This is a genomic window from Xenorhabdus doucetiae (assembly GCF_000968195.1).
GTDB classification, from domain to species: Bacteria; Pseudomonadota; Gammaproteobacteria; order Enterobacterales; family Enterobacteriaceae; genus Xenorhabdus; species Xenorhabdus doucetiae.
In genome coordinates this window covers 1,655,568-1,679,525 of record NZ_FO704550.1, presented here as the reverse complement: position 1 = coordinate 1,679,525, position 23,958 = coordinate 1,655,568, and the positions used below count along the sequence as shown (strand labels likewise).

At 39.0% G+C, this 23,958-nt stretch carries 22 protein-coding genes, 1 tRNA gene and 6 pseudogenes; 12 read left to right on the top strand and 17 right to left on the bottom strand.

Annotation, left to right across the window (positions count from 1 at the left end; genetic code table 11):
• Positions 1 to 2: 2 nt before the first annotated feature.
• From XDD1_RS07730 to XDD1_RS07700, 7 genes are all read right to left on the bottom strand, one after another.
• A tRNA-Gly gene (locus XDD1_RS07730) sits at positions 3 to 78 on the bottom strand.
• A gap of 145 nt (positions 79 to 223) precedes the next feature.
• On the bottom strand, positions 224 to 772 hold the full coding sequence (pgsA, locus tag XDD1_RS07725; protein ID WP_045970105.1) for a CDP-diacylglycerol--glycerol-3-phosphate 3-phosphatidyltransferase: 549 nt from the start codon (positions 770 to 772) through the stop codon (positions 224 to 226).
• A gap of 56 nt (positions 773 to 828) precedes the next feature.
• The gene (uvrC, locus tag XDD1_RS07720) at positions 829 to 2,661 is read right to left on the bottom strand and encodes an excinuclease ABC subunit UvrC (RefSeq protein ID WP_045970103.1); all 1,833 of its coding nucleotides are present in this window, start codon (positions 2,659 to 2,661) and stop codon (positions 829 to 831) included.
• A 23-nt stretch (positions 2,662 to 2,684) separates the two neighbouring features.
• Positions 2,685 to 3,344 (bottom strand): UvrY/SirA/GacA family response regulator transcription factor, encoded by a 660-nt coding sequence (gene uvrY, locus XDD1_RS07715; RefSeq protein ID WP_045970101.1) that lies wholly within the window; start codon positions 3,342 to 3,344, stop codon positions 2,685 to 2,687.
• Positions 3,345 to 3,621: 277 nt separating this feature from the next.
• Positions 3,622 to 4,026, bottom strand: a complete 405-nt coding sequence (locus XDD1_RS07710; protein WP_331710076.1) for a GFA family protein — start codon at positions 4,024 to 4,026, stop codon at positions 3,622 to 3,624.
• Between the two features lie 173 nt (positions 4,027 to 4,199).
• Positions 4,200 to 4,568 carry a hypothetical protein gene (locus tag XDD1_RS07705; protein ID WP_045970099.1) on the bottom strand — a complete coding sequence of 123 codons (369 nt, stop codon included), beginning with the start codon at positions 4,566 to 4,568 and terminating at the stop codon, positions 4,200 to 4,202.
• 76 nt (positions 4,569 to 4,644) lie between these two features.
• Positions 4,645 to 5,571 carry a DMT family transporter gene (locus tag XDD1_RS07700; RefSeq protein WP_045973398.1) on the bottom strand — a complete coding sequence of 309 codons (927 nt, stop codon included), beginning with the start codon at positions 5,569 to 5,571 and terminating at the stop codon, positions 4,645 to 4,647.
• Positions 5,572 to 5,699: 128 nt separating this feature from the next.
• On the opposite strand from XDD1_RS07700, the gene XDD1_RS07695 reads away from it, so the two are divergent.
• From XDD1_RS07695 to XDD1_RS07685, 3 genes are all read left to right on the top strand, one after another.
• The gene (locus tag XDD1_RS07695) at positions 5,700 to 6,593 is read left to right on the top strand and encodes a LysR family transcriptional regulator (RefSeq protein WP_045970097.1); all 894 of its coding nucleotides are present in this window, start codon (positions 5,700 to 5,702) and stop codon (positions 6,591 to 6,593) included.
• Positions 6,594 to 6,835: 242 nt separating this feature from the next.
• Complete coding sequence (locus tag XDD1_RS18400; RefSeq protein ID WP_052705658.1) at positions 6,836 to 7,348, top strand: TetR/AcrR family transcriptional regulator; 513 nt, start codon at positions 6,836 to 6,838, stop codon at positions 7,346 to 7,348.
• 11 nt (positions 7,349 to 7,359) lie between these two features.
• The gene (locus XDD1_RS07685) at positions 7,360 to 8,385 is read left to right on the top strand and encodes a bis-aminopropyl spermidine synthase family protein (protein WP_052705657.1); all 1,026 of its coding nucleotides are present in this window, start codon (positions 7,360 to 7,362) and stop codon (positions 8,383 to 8,385) included.
• On the opposite strand, the pseudogene XDD1_RS18810 reads toward XDD1_RS07685, so the two are convergent.
• Positions 8,368 to 9,351: pseudogene (locus tag XDD1_RS18810) on the bottom strand (IS30 family transposase). The gene XDD1_RS07685 and the pseudogene XDD1_RS18810 overlap by 18 nt on opposite strands.
• 132 nt (positions 9,352 to 9,483) lie before the next feature.
• Here XDD1_RS18810 and speD point away from each other — a divergent pair.
• Positions 9,484 to 9,966 (top strand): adenosylmethionine decarboxylase, encoded by a 483-nt coding sequence (gene speD / locus XDD1_RS19175; RefSeq protein ID WP_052705655.1) that lies wholly within the window; start codon positions 9,484 to 9,486, stop codon positions 9,964 to 9,966.
• 116 nt (positions 9,967 to 10,082) lie between these two features.
• Here the strand turns inward: speD and XDD1_RS07665 are convergent, their stop codons facing one another.
• Complete coding sequence (locus XDD1_RS07665; RefSeq protein WP_045970093.1) at positions 10,083 to 10,586, bottom strand: GNAT family N-acetyltransferase; 504 nt, start codon at positions 10,584 to 10,586, stop codon at positions 10,083 to 10,085.
• Positions 10,587 to 10,728: 142 nt separating this feature from the next.
• Between XDD1_RS07665 and XDD1_RS07660 the strand changes: the two genes are divergently transcribed.
• Complete coding sequence (locus XDD1_RS07660; RefSeq protein WP_045970091.1) at positions 10,729 to 11,112, top strand: nuclear transport factor 2 family protein; 384 nt, start codon at positions 10,729 to 10,731, stop codon at positions 11,110 to 11,112.
• Between the two features lie 57 nt (positions 11,113 to 11,169).
• Here the strand turns inward: XDD1_RS07660 and cycA are convergent, their stop codons facing one another.
• The 4 genes and pseudogenes from cycA to XDD1_RS07645 all read right to left on the bottom strand — a co-directional run bounded on the left by cycA (position 11,170) and on the right by XDD1_RS07645 (position 15,385).
• Positions 11,170 to 12,576 carry a D-serine/D-alanine/glycine transporter gene (gene cycA / locus XDD1_RS07655; protein ID WP_045970090.1) on the bottom strand — a complete coding sequence of 469 codons (1,407 nt, stop codon included), beginning with the start codon at positions 12,574 to 12,576 and terminating at the stop codon, positions 11,170 to 11,172.
• A gap of 194 nt (positions 12,577 to 12,770) precedes the next feature.
• A pseudogene (locus XDD1_RS20360) lies at positions 12,771 to 12,872 on the bottom strand (tyrosine-type recombinase/integrase); the annotation flags it as partial.
• A gap of 426 nt (positions 12,873 to 13,298) precedes the next feature.
• Positions 13,299 to 14,468, bottom strand: a complete 1,170-nt coding sequence (locus XDD1_RS07650) for a serine hydrolase domain-containing protein (RefSeq protein ID WP_045970088.1) — start codon at positions 14,466 to 14,468, stop codon at positions 13,299 to 13,301.
• Positions 14,469 to 14,509: 41 nt separating this feature from the next.
• Positions 14,510 to 15,385 carry a LysR family transcriptional regulator gene (locus tag XDD1_RS07645; protein WP_167541627.1) on the bottom strand — a complete coding sequence of 292 codons (876 nt, stop codon included), beginning with the start codon at positions 15,383 to 15,385 and terminating at the stop codon, positions 14,510 to 14,512.
• Between the two features lie 267 nt (positions 15,386 to 15,652).
• Here XDD1_RS07645 and XDD1_RS19390 point away from each other — a divergent pair.
• From XDD1_RS19390 to XDD1_RS07625, 6 genes and pseudogenes are all read left to right on the top strand, one after another.
• Positions 15,653 to 15,868 (top strand): annotated as a pseudogene (locus tag XDD1_RS19390) (transposase); the annotation flags it as partial.
• 735 nt (positions 15,869 to 16,603) lie between these two features.
• Positions 16,604 to 16,963: an HAD family hydrolase gene (locus tag XDD1_RS19170; RefSeq protein ID WP_084720972.1), complete on the top strand. Its 360-nt coding sequence runs from the start codon at positions 16,604 to 16,606 to the stop codon at positions 16,961 to 16,963.
• 51 nt (positions 16,964 to 17,014) lie between these two features.
• A complete protein-coding gene (locus XDD1_RS07635; RefSeq protein WP_045970085.1) occupies positions 17,015 to 18,004 on the top strand; it encodes an aldo/keto reductase in 990 nt (329 codons plus the stop codon).
• Between the two features lie 38 nt (positions 18,005 to 18,042).
• Positions 18,043 to 18,312: a thiolase family protein gene (locus XDD1_RS07630; protein ID WP_045970083.1), complete on the top strand. Its 270-nt coding sequence runs from the start codon at positions 18,043 to 18,045 to the stop codon at positions 18,310 to 18,312.
• A pseudogene (locus XDD1_RS20355) lies at positions 18,291 to 18,338 on the top strand (hypothetical protein); the annotation flags it as partial. The gene XDD1_RS07630 and the pseudogene XDD1_RS20355, both read left to right, overlap by 22 nt.
• Positions 18,339 to 18,347: 9 nt before the next feature.
• Positions 18,348 to 18,552, top strand: a pseudogene (locus XDD1_RS07625) (IS481 family transposase); the annotation flags it as partial.
• A gap of 58 nt (positions 18,553 to 18,610) precedes the next feature.
• Here XDD1_RS07625 and XDD1_RS07620 read toward each other — a convergent pair.
• Positions 18,611 to 19,151 (bottom strand): annotated as a pseudogene (locus tag XDD1_RS07620) (tyrosine-type recombinase/integrase); the annotation flags it as partial.
• 476 nt (positions 19,152 to 19,627) lie between these two features.
• Between XDD1_RS07620 and XDD1_RS07615 the strand changes: the two are divergent.
• Complete coding sequence (locus tag XDD1_RS07615; RefSeq protein ID WP_045970079.1) at positions 19,628 to 21,241, top strand: SIR2 family protein; 1,614 nt, start codon at positions 19,628 to 19,630, stop codon at positions 21,239 to 21,241.
• 95 nt (positions 21,242 to 21,336) lie between these two features.
• Here the strand turns inward: XDD1_RS07615 and XDD1_RS07610 are convergent, their stop codons facing one another.
• The 3 genes from XDD1_RS07610 to XDD1_RS07600 all read right to left on the bottom strand — a co-directional run bounded on the left by XDD1_RS07610 (position 21,337) and on the right by XDD1_RS07600 (position 23,884).
• Entirely contained in the window at positions 21,337 to 21,597 is a 261-nt protein-coding gene (locus tag XDD1_RS07610; RefSeq protein WP_045973392.1) for a helix-turn-helix domain-containing protein, read from the bottom strand.
• Between the two features lie 275 nt (positions 21,598 to 21,872).
• A complete protein-coding gene (locus tag XDD1_RS07605) occupies positions 21,873 to 23,534 on the bottom strand; it encodes a terminase large subunit (RefSeq protein WP_045970077.1) in 1,662 nt (553 codons plus the stop codon).
• Entirely contained in the window at positions 23,531 to 23,884 is a 354-nt protein-coding gene (locus tag XDD1_RS07600) for a phage terminase small subunit P27 family (protein ID WP_045970075.1), read from the bottom strand. The genes XDD1_RS07605 and XDD1_RS07600 overlap by 4 nt, the downstream gene beginning before the upstream one ends.
• Positions 23,885 to 23,958 lie beyond the last annotated feature (74 nt).

Sequence of the window (23,958 nt, the reverse complement as noted above, 5' to 3'; positions counted from 1 at the left end):
TTTGGAGCGGGAAACGAGACTCGAACTCGCGACCCCGACCTTGGCAAGGTCGTGCTCTACCAACTGAGCTATTCCCGCCTTTCCTCGAACCACTTGATTTACTTAACTTGTTTTTGTAAATCTCATGTGCCGTTCGATGCGTTGCATTCTACTTACTTCATGAAATGAGTCAACACAATTATTTATAAAACTCGTTCGTTCGTTGTTTTTTGCGCCACTTCGATCACCCTTCACGCAAATCATCCCATGCAGCGCTCAAATATTGAAACATTGACCAGAACGTCAGGACCGCAGCGGCATATAATAAGACGAATCCGCCTACTTCAAATTCAATACAAGGGCGCCATAATAAAGCAACCAATGCCGCCATTTGTGCTGTGGTTTTTATTTTTCCCATCCAAGAAACCGCTACACTACTGCGTTTTCCCAATTCCGCCATCCACTCACGCAGAGAGGATATTATGATTTCACGCGCAATCATGGTCGCGGCAGGCAGTGTGATCCACCACGTGTGGTAATGTTCTGCAATCAGTACCAGCGCAGTAGCAACCATCACTTTATCCGCCACCGGATCAAGAAATGCGCCAAAACGTGTTGTCTGTTTCCACAAACGGGCAAGGAAACCATCAAACCAATCTGTTGCAGCGGCGATAATAAAGATAATGGCACATAACATCGGTGCCCATTGGAATGGCAGGTAAAATGCCAAAACAAAGAACGGAATTAAGGCAATACGGAACAGGGTAAGCCATGTTGGAATATTCAATTGCATAATGCTTAGTAACTATCTGGCCATGTAAAGTTTATCAGTATGGTGCATCAATACTTTTAGTGTTTCAACGCATTATAGATTTTTTCTGCCAGTGCGTAAGAAATAGAAGGCACTTTTGCGATCTCTTCTACACTTGCGTTGCGTAAAGGCTGCAATCCACCCATATATTTAAGTAACATTTGTCTACGTTTTGGCCCAATACCATCTATTGACTCCAATGTACTGGTCTTTTTCACTTTTTCCCGACGCTGACGATGCCCTGTGATGGCATGGTTGTGAGATTCATCACGAATATGTTGAATAACATGTAACGCCGGAGAGTCAGGAGGAAGTGCCATTCCCTCTCCTTCCGCTTTAAAAAACAGCGTTTCCAACCCCGCCTTACGATCACTACCTTTCGCAACACCAATCAGCTTAGGATGCGTTTTATTCCATTCAACCTCCAGAGAATCAAAAACGCCAATCGCACGTGCAAGCTGCCCTTTACCACCGTCAATAAAGATAATGTCCGGGATTTTTGTTTGATCGATCGCTTTGCTATATCGACGGCGCAAAACTTGGTTCATCGCAGCATAATCATCTCCCGGAGTGATGCCGGTAATATTATAGCGGCGGTATTCTGCACGAACTGGCCCATTACCATCAAAAACAACACAAGAGGCAACCGTTTGTTCTCCCATCGTATGGCTGATATCGAAACATTCCATACGTTGGATTTTTTCAAGACCGACAAATGCCGCCAGTGATTCCAATCGCTGATGAGTTGTCGATTGTTGGGAAAGTTTGGTTATCAAGGCTGTTGCGGCGTTGGTGCGTGCCAATTTTAGGTAACGCGCCCTATCGCCCCTTGGCCGTGACTGGATAGAGATTTTTCTGCCCGATATTTCAGAAAGTGATGCTTCCAACAGTTCTTTTTCAGGTAGTGCAAAGTCCAACAAAATTTCTGTCGGCAACGTCCTGTTTTGGCTTCCCTGAAGATAAAATTGACCCAAGAAAGTCTGTACGACTTCATCTAATTTCGTATCAGCCGGAATTTTGGGATAATAACTTCGGCTACCCAATATTTTTCCCTGCCGGATAAATAAAACATGTACACAAGCCATCCCCGCGTCGAAAGCGACACTGATAACATCAAGATCATCACCTTCTCCGGAAACAAATTGTCGCTCAGTCACTTGCCGTACGGCTTGGATCTGATCGCGATAACGAGCAGCGTCTTCAAATTTGAGCTGTTGACTCGCTTGTTCCATTTTTCCAACCAGTTCATTCAATACTTGCTGATCTTTCCCCGCCAAAAATAAGCGAACATATTCAACTTGCTGCTGATATTCTTCATCCGTGACGAATCCCTTAACACACGGAGCAAGACAGCGGCCAATCTGATATTGCAAACAAGGCCTTGAACGATTGCGATACACGCTGTCTTCGCATTGGCGAATAGGGAATAGTTTTTGCAATAAAACCAAAGTGTCACGTACTGCATGAGAATTAGGGAATGGGCCGAAGTATTCGCCCTTCGCATGCTTGGCTCCACGATACAGAGTTAGACGGGGATGGGTATCACTACTCAGGAAAATATAAGGATAAGATTTATCATCTCTCAACAGTACATTGTAGCGAGGCTGATGCAACTTGATGTAGTTATGTTCGAGCAGAAGCGCTTCTGTTTCTGAGTGGGTAACGGTGACATCTATCTGGACGATATTTTTCACCAAGGATTCTGTTTTGCGACTGCTGACTTGTGCCCGAAAGTAGCTAGATAACCGTTTTTTTAGATCCTTGGCCTTACCAACATAGATCACTGTGCCAGTGATATCATACATACGGTAGACACCCGGCTGGCTGGTGACTGTTTTTAAAAATTCCTTTGAATCAAATAGTTCCACCACGACTGTTCACCCATCAAATATTATTATCCACCGTGAGTTACCCTATTCTGGGCATCAAATAATCCACAGCGTATCGCCATATGGGTCAATTCTACATCACCTTTGATATTTAGTTTACTGAACATCCTATAACGATAACTATTTACCGTTTTGGGACTCAAATTAAGCAACGTAGAAATCTCATTCACTTTACGCCCCTGAGTTATCATTATCATGATCTGCAATTCCCGCTCGGAGAGTTCATCCAACGGGTTTTCTTTTTGCGGTGATAACTGATCGAGCGCCATCTGCTGGGCAATATCTGGGGAAATGTAACGCTGCCCGGCATAAACAGCCCGAATTGCATTGACCATATCCTGAGGAGTTGCAGCCTTGCTCAAATATCCCCTGATCCCTGCCTGCATCACTTTCGTAGGCAAAGAACTTTCAGTATGGATAGTTAGCATAATCACTCGTGTGTCAGGCGAATAACGGATGATTTTCTTGGCTGCTTCCAGCCCTCCCATACCAGGCATTCCCATATCCATAATGACAACATCCGTGCTGTTTGATCTACACCATCTGACCGCATCTTCTCCACTGCTGGCTTCTCCTACGACTTTAATTCCTTTTACATCATCAAGGATGCCTTTTACACCAATGCGAACCAGTTCATGGTCATCAACTAATAAGACACTAATCAAACAACATCTCCACTAACGTAATACCCACTAAAATAATGATAAATTGACAGCAGACAATATCCTCTTCGAATGATATCAAAACTCTTTGGATGAGATTATGGATTATACTAACATTAATGCAAAACAGAAAGAAAATTGTTACATATCAATGAAATGAACTTTTTAAGGATTTTATTTATTATTAAATATTTAAAAACAACATTTCACTAAATTATTCGTAACAATCTATTTTAATCCAGAACAATATGAGGGTAATATTTCCCTCATATTACGGTACTTATTTAAATAAGTTAAGAATATCTTCTTTAGTCAGCATCGGGGTTTTTTCAACAAAATTATAATACGCTGGCTTGCTATCCACATAAATTTGACGAGATAATTTACCAGGGTTACCATTATCAAACAAAGCAACCGGAACATAATAAGTACTTGGATGGTGTAAATGGTAGAAAAGATGTGTGCCGCATTTTTTACAAAAAGCTCGCTCTGCCCATTCGGATGATGAATATGTTGAAATGTTTTCAATTCCTTCTATTTTTAAATCGTCCTGACAGTCTACAGATAAAAATGGACCGCCATTCCATTTTTGACATGTCTCACAATGGCATACGTTAATATCTTCAATCCGTTGATGGGTTTTCACATTTACTGCACCGCATAAACAACGACCTTGATTCATCATTTCACTCTCTACCTGTAATCAATTTATAGGGAAAAATCTTATATCTGAGATTGACTAAACCTACCACTATATTTCATCAAGAATACACTATTCACCACAATAACTTTCTTATTTTCAGCTATACAAATCTGCTTCAGTGCCTTCAAGTTGCAACTTGACAGGAAAAAAATAAATTATTTATCTTTTATGTCCTCATTATCCTCTTCTTCATCATCAATATGCCAACTGTGCAATATTCGGTGGACGAAAGGCGTCACGACCATTCCTACAGCGATAAAAAAGATAGCCTGAAGAAATAATCCATAAATGGCAGCGAAATATTTTCCCAGTGTGCTGGCCGGTTCAATATGCAGGTTTTGCGTTCCAATCATTGAGACAGAATTCAATATTGCATCAGGAATAGCATGACTTTCAATCAAGAAAAAACCCAGTACGCCAGGGATAATACCGATCAGAAAGATGATGAACGCATGAAAAAGAAAGCGTAGTATCCGTAAAAGAAATCGGTCCAGGCTAATTAATTTATCAGTAAATTTTTCCATATCAGATCTCCACTAATAAATTAGTCACCCTGGTGATTGTATGTTAGTTTTTATTTTTATCAATGATCCGTTATCACTAACGATTGCTTAAAATACCTTTAAATAGTTTATCCCCGGTGATACTTCCCTGTCCCAAAAATACGCCTACGATAGTAATAACAACACCAATCACTTGTGGCAAACTGGGTATATTTCCCATCATTACCTGTATAATAAGTGCAAAAATGGGCACAAAGTTAAAAAATATCGCCGTCTTTCCTGCCCCACGAATAGCAACGCCCATATTCCAAAAAAGATAGGCAATAGTGGAACCCCCAATACCTATATAAAGACAGGCCAAATGACTTTCAAATGTTGCGGAAGATAATGCAGTAACCGGTGATTCTACAAAAAACGCAATAAACACCAATATGATCGCACCAAAAAGCATCGTCCAGCTAGTCGTTTCCAATGGTGTCGCATCTTTGACAAGTACCCGTGTTCCTACGGTGTAAATTGACCAACCAAGGCTGCCGATAAAAATAAGAATATCGCCGGTGACCACCTGAGCCATACCACCTAAGTTCAATTCACCGTTGGTAATAACCAAAGCAACCCCCAACAAACTGATCACCATACCCACAACTCGCAGTAATCCAGGTAACCGACGATTTATAATAGCCTCCAGTATATTGGCAGAGATAGGCGTCGTTGCCACAATCAGGGCTGCCGTGACGGGATTGGAACTTTGCAGACCAACAAAAAATGCCCCATTAAATCCCGCCACGCCAATCGCGCCAAGCACAATAAATGTCCACCAATTTTGTTTCAAGACCTTGCCGTGAATCCCTTCTTTCCATGCCAAGAAAATAAAAATACAGATCACCGCGTAGAAAAAACGTTCAACAGAAGCTGTCCACGGTGGCAAACTTGCCAGTGCAAATTTCGTTACCTGAAAATTTGATCCCCAAAAGAATGTTGCAATTAATGTTAGCGCAATCGCTAACTGTGGTGTCGTTCTCATATTCATTACCTTAATTCATTGAGTTATTTCAAACCAAGTACCTCTTGATAAAATCATTGTGGCATCTTTCAAAATTGAAATATTTAGGCAATATTGATAATCAATTTTTCATAAATGGAAAACACATCATGCAATCACTGATTTGGGATGACATTAGAATATTCTTGGCAGTCGTGAGAGCAGGTACGATCAGTAAAGCGGCCGAGCTTCTTGGTATTGGTGTAGCAACCGTTTCGAGAAAAATTGAACGTCTGGAAAATACCTTCGGAATGCCGTTATTTCTGCGGCATCAAGCGGGTTATCGGCTAACGGAAGATGGCGCAGAATTGCTGGAAAAAGCCAAAACTATGGAGAGCGCTGCAAGTTCATTTTTATTTGAAGCCGATATACGGGCGGCTATTGCCGGAAGTGTACGCCTTGCGACACTCGAAACATTGGCCAATTATTTAATTATGCCAAACTTGCCGGCTCTACAAAAAAATCATCCAAACCTGACATTAGAAATCACAACAGATATCTATCCGGTGAATCTTCACCGCCGTGATGCCGATTTAGCTCTTCGTATTATCAGGCCGGAGCAAGGCCATGTTAATGTCCGACAACTGGGAACCTTAGGGTTTGGTCTCTATGGAAGCGAAACCTATTTGGCTACCTGCCCTTCCGGTATATTTAGGGATGAATACAGCGACGCACATTTTATCGGCTGGATAAATGAGTATTCGCAACTTCCTTCAGTTAATTGGCTTAAACAAGCCCTGCAAGGGCGCCCACTTTCGGTTGCAACAACATCGATTTGTTCTCAAATTGCAGCGGCAAATGCGGGTTTGGGATTAGCCGTACTACCTCATATTGCAGCCAATGACACTGGGCTGACTTGTATTTCGCCTGATTTGGGCATAGATAAACCCATCTGGCTGGTTATTCAATCTGATTTAGCTCATTCTCCCAGAATACGAAAAGTTGCAGACTTTTTGGCAGATGTAGTTTTTCAAAATCAAGCTAAACTTTCAGGTCAAACATAGCCTAAGATGCCAGAACCGTCTCTCTGGGATTGTTGGCATTTTTTTATTGGGTAGATAACAAAAGATAAATCATCCAATAAAAAATAAATTTGGTTTATTATTTTACATTGAAGTTATTTCAATAAAAAACAACCTGATGAGCTATCCAATATAAACAGAGTTCTTTATTGCAAATTAAAAACATTTAATATAAATTTAATTACAAAAGTGACATAAATGTCGTTTTAATGGCGAAAAATTAAATGAAAGCACAAAAAACACAACAATATATCTTAAAACAATCACTGAGTGTTTTTATTAAAAAAGGTTATAATCAAGTCACAATGACGGATATTATCAGTGAATGCGGTCTCAGCCGAGGTGGCGTTTATCGTTACTTCCAATCGACTAAAGAAGTTTTCATCGCACTAGTGCGCCAAATGAATTCAGACCTGGCAGAAAATGGGGTTAAAGATTTCACTGAATATTTAGAAAATGAGAAAAAAGCCCTATTGAATATTCGCAATACTATTCGAGTCGCTGGATATGAGTTTATGATCCAAGAATCACAAAAAGATGATAGCCATATAGCACGTGAGATATATCATTCCAATATTCGCATCATTATACAATTGACGGGTCTTGACCAAAAGCAAGCAGAACAAATCTTTCTGATTCTGGAAGGGCTCACGGTAATGGCTCTAACCGGCATTCTAACCATTGAATTGATCGACACTCATTTTAATTACCTTACTGAATTGGCCTTAAAAAAATAAAAGAGAGTTTTATGAATAATATTCTGTACCTTATAAAAGATAATATGACATTAACTCACTCTATTGAAGTATTAGAGAAGTTACTGATACATTTGTATTTAGATAAAAACATATCAAACAAATCCTTATCATTAAAAATTGGATTACCCATTCCTATTGTATCCGCCTTTAAGAAAGAATTAATAAAGTTCAATTTTGCTGATAACAAAGGTACTTTTAAATTAAATTCCACAGGAATTACCTATATAAAAAATCAACTTGGATATGAGACTGTTAATATAACTCAATATGCTTCATTATTAATAGCTGAGAATATGAAAGAATTTGAGGCCGAACTCATAACATTATTGAAGCCCATATACGAATGTCGTCCACAAGTCAATGTCATGTTAGATCAAGCTCATGCAACGCTAGAAACGTCAATACGCAGGGTAATGTTATTACTTAAGAACCCCTGTATATTTAAACAAAAGGTGTTGTTTTTAGGTGATGATGATTTGACTTCTTTAGCACTAATGATGGCACTCAAAAAATTGGGGCACTGTAATTCACCACATGTTTCTGTGAAAGACATCGATAAAGAATTATTGGATTTTATAAAATCCATATCAGAACAAAATGATTTCGTTATTAATACTGAGTACATAGATCTAAAAAATCCCAATGGATATAAAAAGCAATTTGATATTATTTTAACTGATCCTCCCTATACTTTGAGCGGGCTAAAGTTATTCTTATCACGTGCAATTAGTTTTGCTAAAAATGAGAATAGTGAAATATTATTATCATTTGGACAAAAAAGACCGGAACAACATCGTGAAATACAACGATTATTCCACGAACAAAACTTGCTCGTCAAGAATATTTATCCACAATTCAACCAATATCATGGTGGCAGTATTATCGGCAATGTCAGCGATCTCTATGTACTTTCTGTAACAGAGAACACATATTCAACAATTCCAGAAAACAGTGCTTACTCCAATAAAATATATACTGGAGAACCTTGGATTCGCATATTAAGCGCAACACCGTAATGAACGAAGTAAATGAGTTGGGGTTCCTGTAAATAACTCATTCGGTGTTTTATAATCTCGTGTCTTACGTGGTCGATTATTTAGTCGGTTTGCCACAAGGTTAACCTCCCGCTCTGATACCTTATTAAAATCGGTTCCTTTTGGGAAGTAATCTCTGATTAATCCATTTATGTTCTCATTTATCCCTCTTTCCCAAGGGGAATACGGATGAGCAAAATAAATTTTTGTCTCTAAATTTTTACCGATCCGTTCGTGTTCGGCAAATTCGAGTCCGTTATCAAAGGTAATTGTTTTAACTTTATGTTTTATCATCGATAAATGTCTTGTCGCCGCTTTGGCAACACCTTCTGCTGTTTTATCTTCAAGTTTAATGATGATCGTAAATAACGATTTTCGTTCAACTAAAGTCAATAAGGCACTTTTACGATCTTTGCCAACGATAGTATCCCCTTCCCAATCCCCAATACGCTGCTTTTTATCAACAATTTTTGGGCGCTAATCAATACTGACTCTGTTTTTAATTTTTCCTCGGGCCTCTGGGTTCTCTAGCGTTACCAATACGGTTTTTCGCTATCCAAGAATTTGCCATAAAACACCCCCATTTATTTTATTCTTTAAAATCAACCAAAAAATTTTTTCTGATGAAAAAGGATTTTCCTTCCCCTTTGAAATAACCCACAAACTGTTCCCGGAATAAAATCTTGCCAAAATTAACTTTTTTTTCCCCTTTTTTATTCCCTGGGGGGGTTTTTTTACGGCTTTTACCTTAGAATGACGGCGTTCTAATGCTTTACGCTGAGCTTGTTCAGGTTCATATTTCTCGGCTTCCCGGTTTCGTCTCAATTCCCGGCTAATTGTTGATGGGGCCCGATTAAGCGACGTTGCAATAAAACGTTGTGTAAAACCGGCTTCTTTTAAGCCGAAAATCTGGTATCTTTCTGTTTCGGTCAGTTGCGTATAGGCCATAGTGCATTTTCCTTTGGCGAGAAAGATGCCTACTATAGCAACTGACCGCCTTTCTTAGAAATTGCACTTACTATGCGAATCCAAGAACTTAATCCTCGTGTGAAATTTTATCAATGCAAATCATGTCATCATATGCTGACCATTGGATATGGAAAAAACATATTAACAATAGAGAAATTGATAGAAACGGGCTGTGATCAATGTGATGGAACAAAATTTCAATATCGGGGGCAAGAAAAGATTCATGTACCGACGAATAAACAATTTGAGACCAGACAACTTGGTACTCACATTGTACTAGAGATGAAACATTGTGATAGCAATAAATTAAAATCTATCGCTACAATTGAATCAATTATGCTTGATGTTGCCCAAAAATGTAAACTAAATATTGTCACTCATCATTTCCATGAATTTAAACCTTGGGGAGTCAGTGGTGTGATAATATTAGCAGAATCACATTTCACAATACATACATGGCCTGAATATCACTATGCAGCGCTTGATTTATTTATCTGTAATAAATTTAATCAACAAAATACCCTTATAACACAATTACAAACTCAACTAAATTCACAAGAATACGAATGCAAGATATTACAACGAGGATTCTAGCGCTTAAATAAGGACAAATTTCTTTTAACACAATCTAAAAAAGGAAGCAATCAAACCGATGCTTCCCCAATCCAATTTGCGACTATAAGCGCTAAAAACCATAAGTTCTAAAAACATCATGCAAGCCGGCTATTGATTAAAGCCATTCCCATCACATCACAATATTGACCGTTTCTTAATGACTGCATGCGCCTTATCCCTTCAGCTTCAAAACCAAATTTTTTATACAGGGCAATCGCTTTTTCATTATCAGCAAAAACTTCTAATTCAATTCTGATACAACCTAACCAATTGAATGCATAATCAATTGCAAAAGCCATCATCTTTGAACCAATGCCTTTACCAAAATAAGCCGCATCAACACCAATACCTATCCCCACTGTATGTCTGCATCTTGGATTAGCACGGGTAAATAGCCCTATTGTGCCGACAACCTTGCCATTGACTTCAGCTACAAAATCAATATCTCCTTGCGTTTTATTTAGCTTTAAACGTTCCCGCCACATTTCATTCGAAGGGCATGGGCGTTGTAACGTATTCGAGTAAACATCAGGGTGACTAAAAATTCGTTGGTAATGCTCTGCATCTTCTGGCTCAGTTGCCCTAATTATAATTTCCATACAGACCTCTTTTCAGCTTGACCCTTTTATAACTACCTGATAAAAAAAATAAATGTAAATAGCGTATTAAATATTTGTTTAACGTAATCACTCAACCTATCAGTGATGTTAGTTTATACTTTTTATTTTCTCTGGAGTTTATATGGTTCAGGAAAGCGTAGCTATCTTTGCATTACTCAAAAATCTTGAAGTGAGCCTTCATGGTAAAAAAAGAAATAATGCCGATTGGCTAAACATGGTATTACACGATGATTTTCTGGAAATCAGTAAATCAGGTTATGTTTATACTAAAAAGGATGTATTCGATGTATTAACCACAGAAATAAAAACTAATTTCCAGATTTTCTCGAAAGAATTTTCTATGACCTTTTTTGATGGGAATATTGCATTGCTCACTTATCAATCTTATGAAATAGATCGAACTGGCAACCCATTTAATCAAGCACTTCGTTCATCAATTTGGCAATTATCTTTAACCGATCAATGGCAACTGAGATTCCATCAAGGTACACTCATGCCTGTTTAAAATAAAAGAATGGCCCAGTATTTGAGCCATTACAGATTAATTGACGGAATTTTTTACTTAGCGAGCAAGGCGGATTTTACGCTTTTTCACAATCTGAAACCCAATCATAAGAATGATAAACCAAATGGGTGTGGCGATTAACGCTTGACGCGTATCTGGCTGTAAGGAGAGCAATACCAAGACAAAAGCAAAGAAAGCCAGGCATACCCAAGACATTACAACACCAAATGGCATCTTATATACCGAGGCCTGATGCAGCTCTGGGCGACGTTTTCTATAGGCCAGATAGGAACATAAAATCATGCTCCAAATAAACATAAATAGAATTGCAGAAACGGTTGTCACGAGAGTAAAAACTCGCATCACATCGGGGATAAAATAGATCAAAATGACGCCAAAAGAGAGGCACAGACAAGTAAAGATCAACCCTGATGCAGGAACCGAACGACGGGAAAGACGGCTAAATTGCTTTGGCGCGTCGCCTTCTTTCGCCAGACCAAACAACATCCGGCTGGTAGAGAAAACTCCGCTGTTGGCCGAAGATGCCGCAGAAGTCAGAACCACAAAGTTAACAATGCTGGCGGCAGCGGGTAATCCGATCAAGACAAACAATTTCACAAAAGGGCTTTTATCCGCACTGATGGCTCGCCACGGCGTGACCGACATAATGACAATCAGCGCCAACACATAAAACGTGATAATGCGGATTGGAATAGCATTAATCGCTTTTGGTAAGGATTTCATTGGGTTTTTAGTTTCCGCTGCGGCAGTTCCTACTAACTCAATACCCACAAAAGCAAATATCGCTATCTGGAACCCGGCAAAGAAGCCGCTTAACCCCATAGGGAACACCCCCCCATCATTCCAGACATTAGAAATGGCGGCAACATGCCCTGCCGGTGATTGAAAATTCATGCCAATCAAGATGCCCCCGGTCACGATCAAGGCAATAATGGCAATGATTTTGATCATGGCAAACCAAAACTCCAGTTCCCCAAACAGTTTTACGGTCGCAAGATTCAGAGTTAACAATACCAGCACACAAAGAAGCGAAGTTCCCCATTCTGGAAAGCCGGGTGTCCAATATCCAACATAAGCCGTGATAGCAACAATATCTGCTATGCCTGTAATTACCCAACAGAACCAATAAGTCCAGCCCACAAAAAAACCAGCCCACGGCCCCAGTAAATCCGCAGAGAAATCACTAAACGACTTATAATGCAAATTAGAAAGTAATAACTCTCCCATTGCCCGCATAACGAAAAACAGCATAAAACCTATGATCATATAAACAAAAATGATCGACGGCCCCGCAAGAGAGATAGTTTTACCTGATCCCATAAACAGGCCAGTACCAATGGCACCACCAATTGCGATTAACTGTATATGTCGGTTGGTGAGACTTCGCTTCAGATGCGAATCTCCCGTTTCAGGAGTGTGAGTGGCTTGTATTTTTTCTTCCATAGTTGTATCCAATTTATTCTCACAGCATGGCCTTAATACCCTCAAGCTGTGTTTAATTGAACATTGTGACATAGACAACCGAGGTATTAACAGAAGGATTTCACATGAAAAATAGAGTGGGCATAGTTCAATCAATCAGTTAGGAATTTATTGTTCTTATTTTATCCAATTAGTAAAAAAGTGGAAATAATACATTGACGAACTTTCTTTAATTTCTCCGTTGCGCACCATTTTTCCATTCTGGACAGAACTTCCACCAGCTCCGGCGGTTTGATTTCCGTTATCGGTCGATGACCACCTGTCTTTGCGCTGTTTGTATGATGTGTTCAATGATTTTGGTCACCGTCATGGAGGTGATATTCTCACTTCAACAATAAACAGGTGACATTATGCAAAAAACGTTTTAGTTCAGAATGTAAACTGGAAGCAGCGCGACTGGTGCTGGAACAAAGTTAGGAAAACATCCATTAACATGCTGAAAAATAATAAAAAATTAAGGTTAGTGTGAAAACCCAGCGCCAGAAAGCCGGATGGTATGATAAGCAGGACTCGATCCTTTTTTCTATGATTTTGTGTTTTAGGAACAAAAATTTCGCAAATTTAGGATCGAGTTTCTTTGATACTCCTACCATTTTGAAAAGCTATTTAGTGGAATATGAAAGCTCCTTCAAGAAAGTATCCGATTTTTCTTGAGCACAACACATTTCAGACGAATGTAAGCCTCAACAGATATGACGATAAATCTCATCTCTTAAGTTAATGGTTAAATCCCCCATCATTCCTTCATAGGCGGTATTAGTCAGAAGAACTACAGTAAGTTCGGTAATTGGGTCAATAAACCATGAGTGTCCATATACTCCTCCCCACGACAAAGTTCCTTTTTTCTGAGGAGTATTAGCAATATCTGGATCAACTAATAATGCTCCACCATAACCGAATCCCCATCCGGGTCCTAATGACATCGATCGTGAACTTATATGGGGTTGGAAAATACTGTCTCTGATTTCTTTTTTGATAAATGAATTACTATTCCTTAATGATTCTAAAATGACAGTAATAGCATCAATATCACCATACATCCCTGCACCACCCGATAAATATTCTTTTTTATTATAAGCACGGGATGGTGAAAATTTAATAAAACCACCAGTGTTGTCTGGGGATGGAATGCACATACTGTCATTGATCTGGCTTAACTCTGAACGGTCGTTAAAGTAAGGAATTGCGAGTTCCACATCAGATGGGCAAACAAAACCTAACTCATTAATATTTAGAGGTAAAGAAACTAATTCGTTAATGGCATCTTCGAGATTTTTATTTGTGACTTTCTCTATTACTGCACCAACAACATCTAAGCCTAAGGAATAGTTCCAGTCTTTACCAGGGAGAAACTTCAAATCGGCTTTGCTGAGAAGTTTTAGATTATCCTCCAATGACAGTCCTGAACAGTCAAGACCATCGGAAATTTTCAGATTACTATATTGGGAATTACTGGGTTCTTGAAAAGAATAGCTAAGCCCAGATGAATGGGTAATTAACTGGTGTAAATTTATTTCAGGCTGATTTCCATTTCTATCCTTAGGCGTGAAATATGGAAGCCAATTAGTTACCGGATCTTCCAGCTTAACTTCATCTGCTACAACTAACCGGAGCAGTGCAGCAGTTACGATTGGTTTGCTTATTGAAGATAAGCGAAATTTTGTTTCTGTCTTCATCGGCGCATGGCTTTTAAGACAAGATAAGCCATGCGCTTTACGATAGATAATATTGCCTTTATACGAAACCGTTGCTACAGCACCTGCCAACTTTTTTCTTGTAATCGACTCTAAAAAAATAGAGTCTAATTTATTCGTTAAATCTATAACTGAAAGTGAGGGAGATAAGTATTTCATTTTAATGTCCGTAATTAAGATGGCGATTGTTAAATATGAGTTTAGTTATTTATACTGGCATGAGCTCGATGAATGTCATTTATAAGATTTTCATGAGTAAAATCGATGTCTGAACGATAGATCATCTGGATTTTAATATTTAACTCTTCCGACTCTTTTTCAATGAGGGGTATGTAAGCCAAATTAGACCTTTCATTAAGCGTAATTGAATGAGGAACAATTGAAAATCCTTCACCAGCTGATATTAAAGACAATAAAATGTGGTTGTCACCGGGATCTTGCTTTCTTTTCATATTAAAACCTCTTGAAAGAAAATAATATTCACACTTGTCGTAGTATTCTTTGTTTTCATTTCTCTGGAACCAAAATAGATGTTCATTTTTAAGGTCAATCAGGCTTATTTCTTCTTTTGATGATAAAATATGGCTCTTAGATATCGCTACATACATTCTCTCTGTAGCTAAATGCAGTAACTTATAATCGAATTCAGGTATTGGGGATGGTGTTCCTATTATTGCCAAATCAAGTTTCTTTTTAGATACCAAATCGCTTAATTTTTTTGAATAACCATAAGTAAATGAGACAGCGTCGCTACCCAGTTTATCAGTTAAAAATTTTCTAATCTGGTTGAAGATATTTGGAGAGAGTACAGAAGTGAAGCCTATATGCCAATTGCTCTTCTCTCCTAGTGAGAAAGCATCCATTTTCTTCTGTATTTCGAGAAATTGATCTCTAAGTAGAGGGACTTCTTTATAAAACGCTATGCCTCGCTTGGTCAGTTGCACTCCTGCTTTTGATCGTGTGAACAGTGGTCCCCCAAGGATATTTTCGAGTTCTTTAATCTGGCGACTCAGAGGGGGTTGGGTCATATGTAATCGTTCAGCTGCAACGCGAAAACTACCGCAGTTTGCTGCCATTAGAAAGTATTCCATTTGGCGAAAAGTTGGCATTCCTCTCATAACTATCCTTTGCGTGTTTACAAAAATGTACACCACTAAGGAGAAGCATAAACTTATTTAATAGAAATAGCTATAACTCACAAATATGATATTTTTATGAATGGAAATTTTTTCCATAGAAAAATACGTATATATCTGGCCTCCAGAAGGATGGCTAAATTTTTGGACTCTTGCTAATCTTGGCTGATTGTTGGATCACATTAGTAACATGAAATACAGGTACCGGCAGAGTGGGATAGGATAATGTTATTAAAGCGTTTTATTCTCGAAACCATTAATGGTCAATTGAAACTCATTTCTCAAATAGAGCATTCTCACCACTGAAGTATAAAAGGATTTCTGTTAACTGTTTTATGTGGATTGATTGCTTACTGCGTTAAAGAAAAGAAACCGTCACTGAAAATTTTCTACTCAGAAGAAGATTTCCCAGTGACGACTTAAACGGAATTCGGGTTATAGTAAGCAACGTAACCATCCGTTAGCAGATAACTAGTATAATCTCCTAAAAAGTCGGCTACACTGCGCCCGCTGCGATGCACCCACATATAGGACTGATCTGAACCGGGCGCTCCGTTTCGTTGAGCACTTGTACCACTGTTTCATCCGAAACTGCATTTCAGCCTGATTTAAAGGATAAGACCATTATTTGTCTTTCCAACAACTATGGCTGTGTGATTGCTCAGCTCCGCTGAAGAAAAATCTTACCTTAAAATGAACTCTCTTTTTTTGGCATTGAACGCATCATAAAAAAACAAGTCACCGTTTTTTCCGTCAAATTATCCGTTGTATGCGGATTTTTCAAATCGGTTTATGTCCATGATGGTCAAAATCGTAACGTGTTCAAAAACTAACCCCCTTATCTTAATGTTACACTATAATGATTGAATAATAAGATTACTCACAGTGCCAGATAATATGATGATACTTTTTTGGTATCACATGAATTTATTATTTTCATGATGAGAATATTTATAAATAATATCCAAAAGAATTAGTCTTTCTCGTTTTTTAATAAAATTTCAAAGGATATTTATATGCGTTGTATGAGTAAGGATAGAAAGATTACGAATGGCCCAAGATTATTAGAACAGATCGTCGAGCATACTATCGTGCCCATTAGCAGGATAGCTAATAAGTGGGGACGTCCACGAGATAACTCGATTCCTGTAATAAGCAATCCGGTTCACTTATCGTTGCATCAATCCATGTAGTTGCAGGCATATAATAAACCCTATATCAGAATATCTTAACGTTACAAACATCATTTGTTCTGAGCAAAAGGAAATAACGCATTATTTTACCGGTGGAATTAAGAAGCCTATGATCGGTAAAAATAAAAAAGATGCTGTATTAGCATTTATAAGAGATAAGAGTGGAATTAAACCTGAGGAGTGCTACGCCTATGGGGATCATATATCTGATATTGGAATGCTTGAGGTCGTAGGCCATCCAACAATTGTTGACCACAATAAGGATGATTCAGATCCTTTCGTCAAATTAGCAAAAGAACGAAATTGGAATATTATCACTCCATAATTAAGTTTTTAAAAAAGATTTATTAACCATAATTGAAATAAGGAATTATTTATGAAAACTCGCATCTTAGGTAATAAAGGCCCTAAAGTTTCATCTATTGGACTTGGGTGCATGGGTATGAGTGAATTTTATGGTGCTACAAATGATAAGGAATCAATTTCAACGATTCACCATGCTATTGATCTGGGTATTAACTTCTTAGATACAGCTGATATGTATGGACCTTATATTAATGAAGAACTAATCGGTAAGGCCATCAATAAAGTCCGTGACAAAATTGTTCTGGCAACTAAATTTGGCATTATTCGCGAGCCAAACAATGTAACAGGTCGAGGCGTTAATGGTTCAAAAAATTATGTAAAACAATCGGTTGAAGGAAGCCTTCGCAGGCTGAATACTGATTATATCGATCTGTATTATTTGCACCGAGTGGATCCGCAGACGCCTATTGAAGAAACAGTCAGCGCTATGGCCGAGCTTGTCAAAGAGGGTAAAATTGGGTGTATTGGTTTGTCTGAGGTGTCAGCATCAACCCTGCACCGCGCACACAAAATTTATCCCGTTACCGCAGTTCAAAGCGAATATTCTCTCTGGACTCGTAATCCTGAAGATGAAATTATTGCGGCATGCAATGAACTAAATGTGAGTCTAGTCTCCTACAGCCCACTTGGCCGTGGCTTCCTTACCGGTTCATTAACAAATATCAATCAGCTTTCTGAAGATGATTATCGTCATACCAGCCCTCGTTTCCAGGGAGATAACTTCAACAAAAACCTTGCACTGGTCAACATTGTCAAAACACTCTCTCACCAAGTTGGATGCACACCGGCACAACTTGCACTTGCTTGGGTTCTTTCCCGAGGCGAGAACATTGTCCCTATTCCGGGCACCAAGCGTAGGAAATATCTTGAGGAAAATGTGAAAGCGGTAGACATAAATCTTCCACAAGGCGTGTTTGATGAACTCTCCAGTGCATTTTCACAAAATATGGCTATTGGCAATCGCTATCCAGATGCGACTCAAAGCCTTCTAAATGGTTAAGGATAATTACCCTTTCAATATATATGTAAATCAATCAGATGTCTCATTCTGTCAAATTTACGTCACCAAAATCTGTAGTGGTGGTAGGTGCAGCACGTACTCCAATTGGAAGCTTCAACGGAAGTCTTTCAAAAGTACCGGCTCATTCATTGGGTGCTGCCGCTATTAAAGCTGCGATTAAGCAGGCTCAAATTAGTGAACATGAAGTAGACAAAGTTGGTCTTCCAGAAAAGACTACCGCATATTTAGTCAATCAGCTTGCGGTTCGGGCTTACGTGCGATCATACTGGGCGTACAACAAATCCTGACTGATCAATCATCAATTGTTGTTGCGGGGAAACAGGAATCTATGTCGATGCCCCCGCAAACAAATGGTATCTGTGAACGCTTCCATAAAACGATTTTACAAGCGTTTTATCAGGTGACGTTCCGCAAGAAACTTTACGGTGACATGGACAGGCTGCAAAATGTGCTGTGGGCGAACGCCAATGGAAACGTTACTGGATGGAAAACGCATCTGGACAGAAAAAAATCTGAACCAGATTTAACCTGACAGACACCTGTATAAATAACCTGTAACTGTCAGGTCAGGTCTGAGCTAGTACACGTTATAATTGCGTATTTCCAAACCTCCCCACAGTGCTGGCGAACTTTTTTTTAATTTTTTCGCTCCACGCTTTTCCATTCCCGAAAGAACATCAAGTAATTCTAAGGGTTTTATATCCGCTATTGGTCTATTGCCAATATAAGGAAAGACATCATTCTCAAAAGCACTCATCATGTCATCCCGGTATCCTACTGACCATCTGTCTTTGCGCTTTTCATACTATTCACGAGTAATTTTCTCGAAAGTATTCTCTGACATAATAATACTTTCTCGTTTCTGCCTTTTTCTATCCTCAGAAGGGTTAATGCCATCGGCAACCATTGAACGATATTCAGCAGTTCGTCTTCTCGCCTCAGCCAAAGACACCTCTGGGTAAGTACCCAAAGAGATCATCTTTTGTTTACCCTCAAAACGGTAACGGAATCGCCAGCCTCTAGATCCGTCCGGCTCCACCAATAACCAAAGCCCATTTCCATCAGACAGCGTATAAAACTTCGCTTCTGGCTTGGCTCGCTTAATTGCCATGTCTGTTAGCTTCATCATTTCCCCCGTGTGTATAGGAAAAACTATACACAATTTCATGTCGCTTTCAGTAGATGCTAGGAGATATTAGGATACTTAAGATTATTGTTGGAGGAGGGAGCGATATTAAATACATAACCATTTAATATTTAACTAATTATTTTAATTAAAAAGTTAACATACCCCCAATTGTACCCCGTATTATTTGTTACCTAAATTCACCTTTCTGTGAGTTGCCCCCCACACCAGTAAAAATTTTCTCTTAGTTTGTCGTGACAGTATCATCATAGTGTTCATTGTTACAATTTATGATGGATACCATGAAAAAGTAAACTATATTTTACTGAAATAATAAAATTGGTTATCATATTTGAACATCTACATACCTCACAAATTAAGTAAGCTCCGATCAAAACACTAGAAAAAGTTATTTAGTATGCTTTATTATATACAGTATACCAGTGATCGGCTAATTTTTATGAAAAGGGTTTCAAATGTCAGACTCTATTTTTAACTTCAAAAATTACCCAATAGTATTTATTGGGTCAGGAATGTCTAAAAGATACTTGGAAAATTCTCCAACATGGCCTGACTTGCTGGAAGAATATTGGAATAAAATTAATAATAATGACCAGGGATTTTATAACTATTTATCAGAAATAAAGAATAAATATAAAGAGGATAACAATGACTCTGACTTAAATCACAAAGTATATTCCGAAGCGGCTACTTTCATTGAAAAAAAATTCAATGAATTATTTAACTCAGGGAAAATATCATTGGAAGGATTAACTTCAAAAAGAGTTTTTGATGAAGATATATCACCATTTAAATATTCTTTATGCCAGAGATTTAAACAAAATGATTTAAACAAAAATCTTAAAAAAGATGAATTTGAATCATTTAAGAAATTTTTAAAAAATGCAAAAATGCTTATTACAACAAATTACGATTCATTTATTGAAACACTTTTATTAGAACAAAATGTTGAGCCTAAAATGTATATAGGCAATGAAGGATTTTTTGATGATACCATTGGGTGGAGTGAATTATATAAGATCCACGGAGATATAGAACATCCTAATTCAATAGTAATTAATGGTCATGACTATGAAACATATGATAATAAATCTATACTAATTAGTGCAAAAATATTATCGAGCATGATAAAAAGCTCTATAATATTTATTGGGTATTCATTAACAGATAGAAATATAAAAAAATTACTGACTGATTTTTCTTCTCAACTTCCAAAAGAAGATAAAAGAAAATCTGCTGAAAGAATTGTTTTTATTGAATTTAAAAAAGATGAAATGGATATTATAAAAACACATAGGACAGATGATAAATCACAAATAACATATACATCTATAGAAACTGATAATTATAAAAAAATATATGATGAAATAAGTAACATAAATGAAGGATTGCCACCATATGATATCCTTAGATATCAAAGAGTAATAAAACAACTTATTCTAAATGAAGGGGAAAAAGGTAATTTAGGTAGTCTATTGGTCACTCCTTCTGATTTGGATGAATTAGAAAGACATGCTAATTCTGGTAAAAATTTAGTAGTTGCATTAGGTGATAAACAACTTGTTTACATTAGAGTTAAAGAAGTTGAATATTTAGAAGATTATATTTTTGAAAAAAATGAAATACCTAACAAATCAGCTATTGAATTTCTTATAGACTACCCTCCTCATGCGAGAACCCCTTTCTCTAAATTAATAAAATCCTGTGAATTAAAAAATATAAATATTTCAAAAAGAGAAATTGAAAAAATAGCAAAAAGAATAAAAGAACATGGAAAAATAGACAAACTAATCAAATCCGTCCATTTAGATAAAAAATATTCAAAGACTAACTTCAACTCAATTGAAGCTATCAAATCCGAGAACTTACTAAAAAACAAAGAACTATTAATTATAATAAAGAATATAAAATCAATAAATAAAGTTGAATTGAAAAAATATATCCAAGAAGAAGCCTTTGCATTATTTAAAAATGAAAATTTAAAATCAGACTTAAGAAAACTATTTTTAGCTTTTGACCTATTAATGTATGGAGATGTAAGTTTAGATTTACTAACACAAGATAACTGAGCTTATCTTAAATAAAAAAACACTCTCTAAATATAAATTAGTGGGGTGATTAGTCCCCCACAAGAAAATATCTGTTTAACTCAGGTTACCATTAGTTAATCGGATTTTTTTCTAGCCTCTCGCTCAATAAGCTGACCATACATATCAAAATACCGACTAGGCCAAATTTCAGAAGGATGTACTCCGAGATAGTTAGCAACGATCCATTCCCCTTTAGGCCAAGGGCGTGATAACACATTTGCTAATGTAGAAGAACTAAGTCCAGCTTCGCGGGAGACTGCGGCAAGAGTTGTACCACGCTTGCGTAATGCAGCAATAATATCAGCTTGATGCCAGTCATTTCTAACGTTGTTCATTTCTGCTACCCCTTCCATTAATTAATCATTGATGGTGGTGATTCAAGCAGGGTTAGCAGACCGGGATCAACTTCCGGCGAGACGTGAGTCTCCCCCGCCTGAATCACCATTGAAAAGGCGATAACAGGCACACTGGCAAGAAACTATCCTTACCAGTGGTTGATCTCAAGGCTGCTAAACCTTGACCATTGGATTTTGCCAATGGCGGGATTACTTTAATGAATTGGTTTATCAAATTCAATAAGCGAATCAGTAAAACCGCTTAACTTTTTGCGTTATATCCCATTAAACGCCTTAAGGCGCTGCTTCTGTTCATCCGACAGACTGAAAGCAAAGTCCTCGTGTTCACTCTGCCAAGTGCCAAAACTCATCAGGAACGCAATCGCCGGATCAATCTTGTTTGCGGATTTCTTCTTGTTCGGCTTGATATTAGCGTTCGCGTCGGTTTCCATCACCACATTGGACATTGCCCATGCGAGAACCGGATCGCTGTTATGACGAATCACCTTGCGGTTAACGAATACCTCAGCCGATTTAGCCACCGGGCTAAAGCGTAGATAGGTTTGCGGGAACGGCTCAACATCCAGCCCGGCACCTTGTAGCTGAGTTCTTAGGTGCGTGGCGTTCCATGTATCAAAGCCGACCAGCTTGATATCAAACTGTTGGCTGTCTTTGAGGATATCATCGCGGATACGGTCATAATCAATGCAGTCGCCTTGTGTGGTGCGTATCCAGCCCGCTTGCGCCCATTGCCGATAAATAGCCCGGTTCTTATTGGCCGGATTCTGTAACTGCGCTTCGGGCAGGTAATGGCGGGTCAGGAGTAACAGTTCATTCTCCACGGGGAAGGTGTAGCAAATGCTGGTAATATCCCCCGTTGACGACAAGTCTAATCCGGCGTAACACTCCAGCCCCTTGAGGTCGTTTTCATCATAATCAGTCTGGCAGGCTTGCCAAGCCCCTTCGCCCATCCACGGGGTTTCACCCTGACACCAGATATTAAAGCGTTTGGTTAGCATCTCTGTCCATTGTGACGGTATACCACGGGCTTTCTGGATGGTGTCATGCAATGCCTCACTGTCTACTGAGACATTCAGATTGGGATTGGCCTTAATCCAAAGTGCTTCATTATCAATCTCGTGCTCGTCGTCCAGCTCGTAGATCAGGGCAAACAGCGATTCATTTTGTTCTTCGCCGTCCAGTATCTGACAGCAATAATCATAGTGCTGCTTACAGGCCGAAATAACATTACTGCCCGCCGTAGTAATGGCAAACAGGAGTCCTTCGGGACGGGCACCCATGCCTAACTCAAGGGCGGAGTACACCGCGTTATCGGGGTGTAGATGATATTCATCGACAATCGCCAGACTGGGATTGGTGCCCTCAATCGTCGAGGCTTTGGCGGCCAGTGGTTTTAACAGGCTGTTGCTCTTCGTGTAAGTCACTTTATGTTGCTGGATAGATACCCGCTTTTTCAGGGGCTTAGATAACAGGCTCATCTGGCGGGCATCATCAAACACGATACGCGCCTGATCCCGGCTGACGGCGGCGGTGTAAATATCCTGCTGTCCCGGTTCCATCACCAGAAACCAGTTCGCCAGTATCGCGGCCACGGTGGATTTCGCATTTTTGCGCGGCACCTGAATATAAGCACTGCGGTATTTCCTGCTCCCCGTCGCCTTTACCTTGAAGCCGAACAGGTTAGCAAAGGCGAATTGCTGCCATGGTTCAAGCACAATGGGCTGACCGCGCAAGTGGCCTTTAACGTGTGGACAGAGACGGGAGAAACCAATAAAACGCTCCACAACCTCGCTATCAAACACATAAAACGGGTTATTCAGGTCGTTATAGTAGCGTTTCACCGCCTGTTTCAGACGCTGACAGGCCGGAATGGTGCCATTTTGGATATCAAGGGCGTACTGTTCCCATGCGTTCATAAGCGATCTAACTCGTCCTCAGCCTCCGTTTCCACCGGGTTTCTGCGCCGTGACACCGGGTCAAAGCCCAGCAGGGAGGACATTTTAATCATGATTTTTTCTGCATCCGCCTTGGCTTTTAATGACGGGTTACTGGTCGCCGCGCCGCGTGAACCTTCCACCGCAAACCCGCGCCGTTCAATGTCTTCAATGGCTTTACGGTAGATCGCATAATTGACGCAATACAGCTCTAAGTTGTTCCAGTCTGCCGGGCTGAGGTCGTCACGCTCATTTAACAGTTTCGCTTTCGATTTCCATTGCTCGGCGGCAATAGTGTTTAAGTAAACGGGGGGTTTAGGTGCCCTTGCCATAATGTTTTGATTCCTATAAAAATTACTGCTATCTAAAAAAGTGCCGCGCATAAAAATTTGAGGACGGCGGTGGT

Bases quoted from the DNA above. Each gene is read 5' to 3' on its own strand.
- pgsA (WP_045970105.1), bottom strand. From the start codon at position 772: ATGCAATTGAATATTCCAACATGGCTTACCCTGTTCCGTATTGCCTTA.
- XDD1_RS07710 (WP_331710076.1), bottom strand. From the start codon at position 4,026: ATGATGAATCAAGGTCGTTGTTTATGCGGTGCAGTAAATGTGAAAACC.
- XDD1_RS07705 (WP_045970099.1), bottom strand. From the start codon at position 4,568: ATGGAAAAATTTACTGATAAATTAATTAGCCTGGACCGATTTCTTTTA.
- XDD1_RS07700 (WP_045973398.1), bottom strand. From the start codon at position 5,571: ATGAGAACGACACCACAGTTAGCGATTGCGCTAACATTAATTGCAACA.
- XDD1_RS07695 (WP_045970097.1), top strand. From the start codon at position 5,700: ATGCAATCACTGATTTGGGATGACATTAGAATATTCTTGGCAGTCGTG.
- XDD1_RS18400 (WP_052705658.1), top strand. From the start codon at position 6,836: ATGAAAGCACAAAAAACACAACAATATATCTTAAAACAATCACTGAGT.
- XDD1_RS07685 (WP_052705657.1), top strand. From the start codon at position 7,360: ATGAATAATATTCTGTACCTTATAAAAGATAATATGACATTAACTCAC.
- speD (WP_052705655.1), top strand. From the start codon at position 9,484: ATGCTGACCATTGGATATGGAAAAAACATATTAACAATAGAGAAATTG.
- XDD1_RS07665 (WP_045970093.1), bottom strand. From the start codon at position 10,586: ATGGAAATTATAATTAGGGCAACTGAGCCAGAAGATGCAGAGCATTAC.
- XDD1_RS07660 (WP_045970091.1), top strand. From the start codon at position 10,729: ATGGTTCAGGAAAGCGTAGCTATCTTTGCATTACTCAAAAATCTTGAA.
- cycA (WP_045970090.1), bottom strand. From the start codon at position 12,576: ATGGAAGAAAAAATACAAGCCACTCACACTCCTGAAACGGGAGATTCG.
- XDD1_RS07650 (WP_045970088.1), bottom strand. From the start codon at position 14,468: ATGAAATACTTATCTCCCTCACTTTCAGTTATAGATTTAACGAATAAA.
- XDD1_RS07645 (WP_167541627.1), bottom strand. From the start codon at position 15,385: ATGGCAGCAAACTGCGGTAGTTTTCGCGTTGCAGCTGAACGATTACAT.
- XDD1_RS07635 (WP_045970085.1), top strand. From the start codon at position 17,015: ATGAAAACTCGCATCTTAGGTAATAAAGGCCCTAAAGTTTCATCTATT.
- XDD1_RS07630 (WP_045970083.1), top strand. From the start codon at position 18,043: ATGTCTCATTCTGTCAAATTTACGTCACCAAAATCTGTAGTGGTGGTA.
- XDD1_RS07615 (WP_045970079.1), top strand. From the start codon at position 19,628: ATGTCAGACTCTATTTTTAACTTCAAAAATTACCCAATAGTATTTATT.
- XDD1_RS07610 (WP_045973392.1), bottom strand. From the start codon at position 21,597: ATGAACAACGTTAGAAATGACTGGCATCAAGCTGATATTATTGCTGCA.
- XDD1_RS07605 (WP_045970077.1), bottom strand. From the start codon at position 23,534: ATGAACGCATGGGAACAGTACGCCCTTGATATCCAAAATGGCACCATT.
- XDD1_RS07600 (WP_045970075.1), bottom strand. From the start codon at position 23,884: ATGGCAAGGGCACCTAAACCCCCCGTTTACTTAAACACTATTGCCGCC.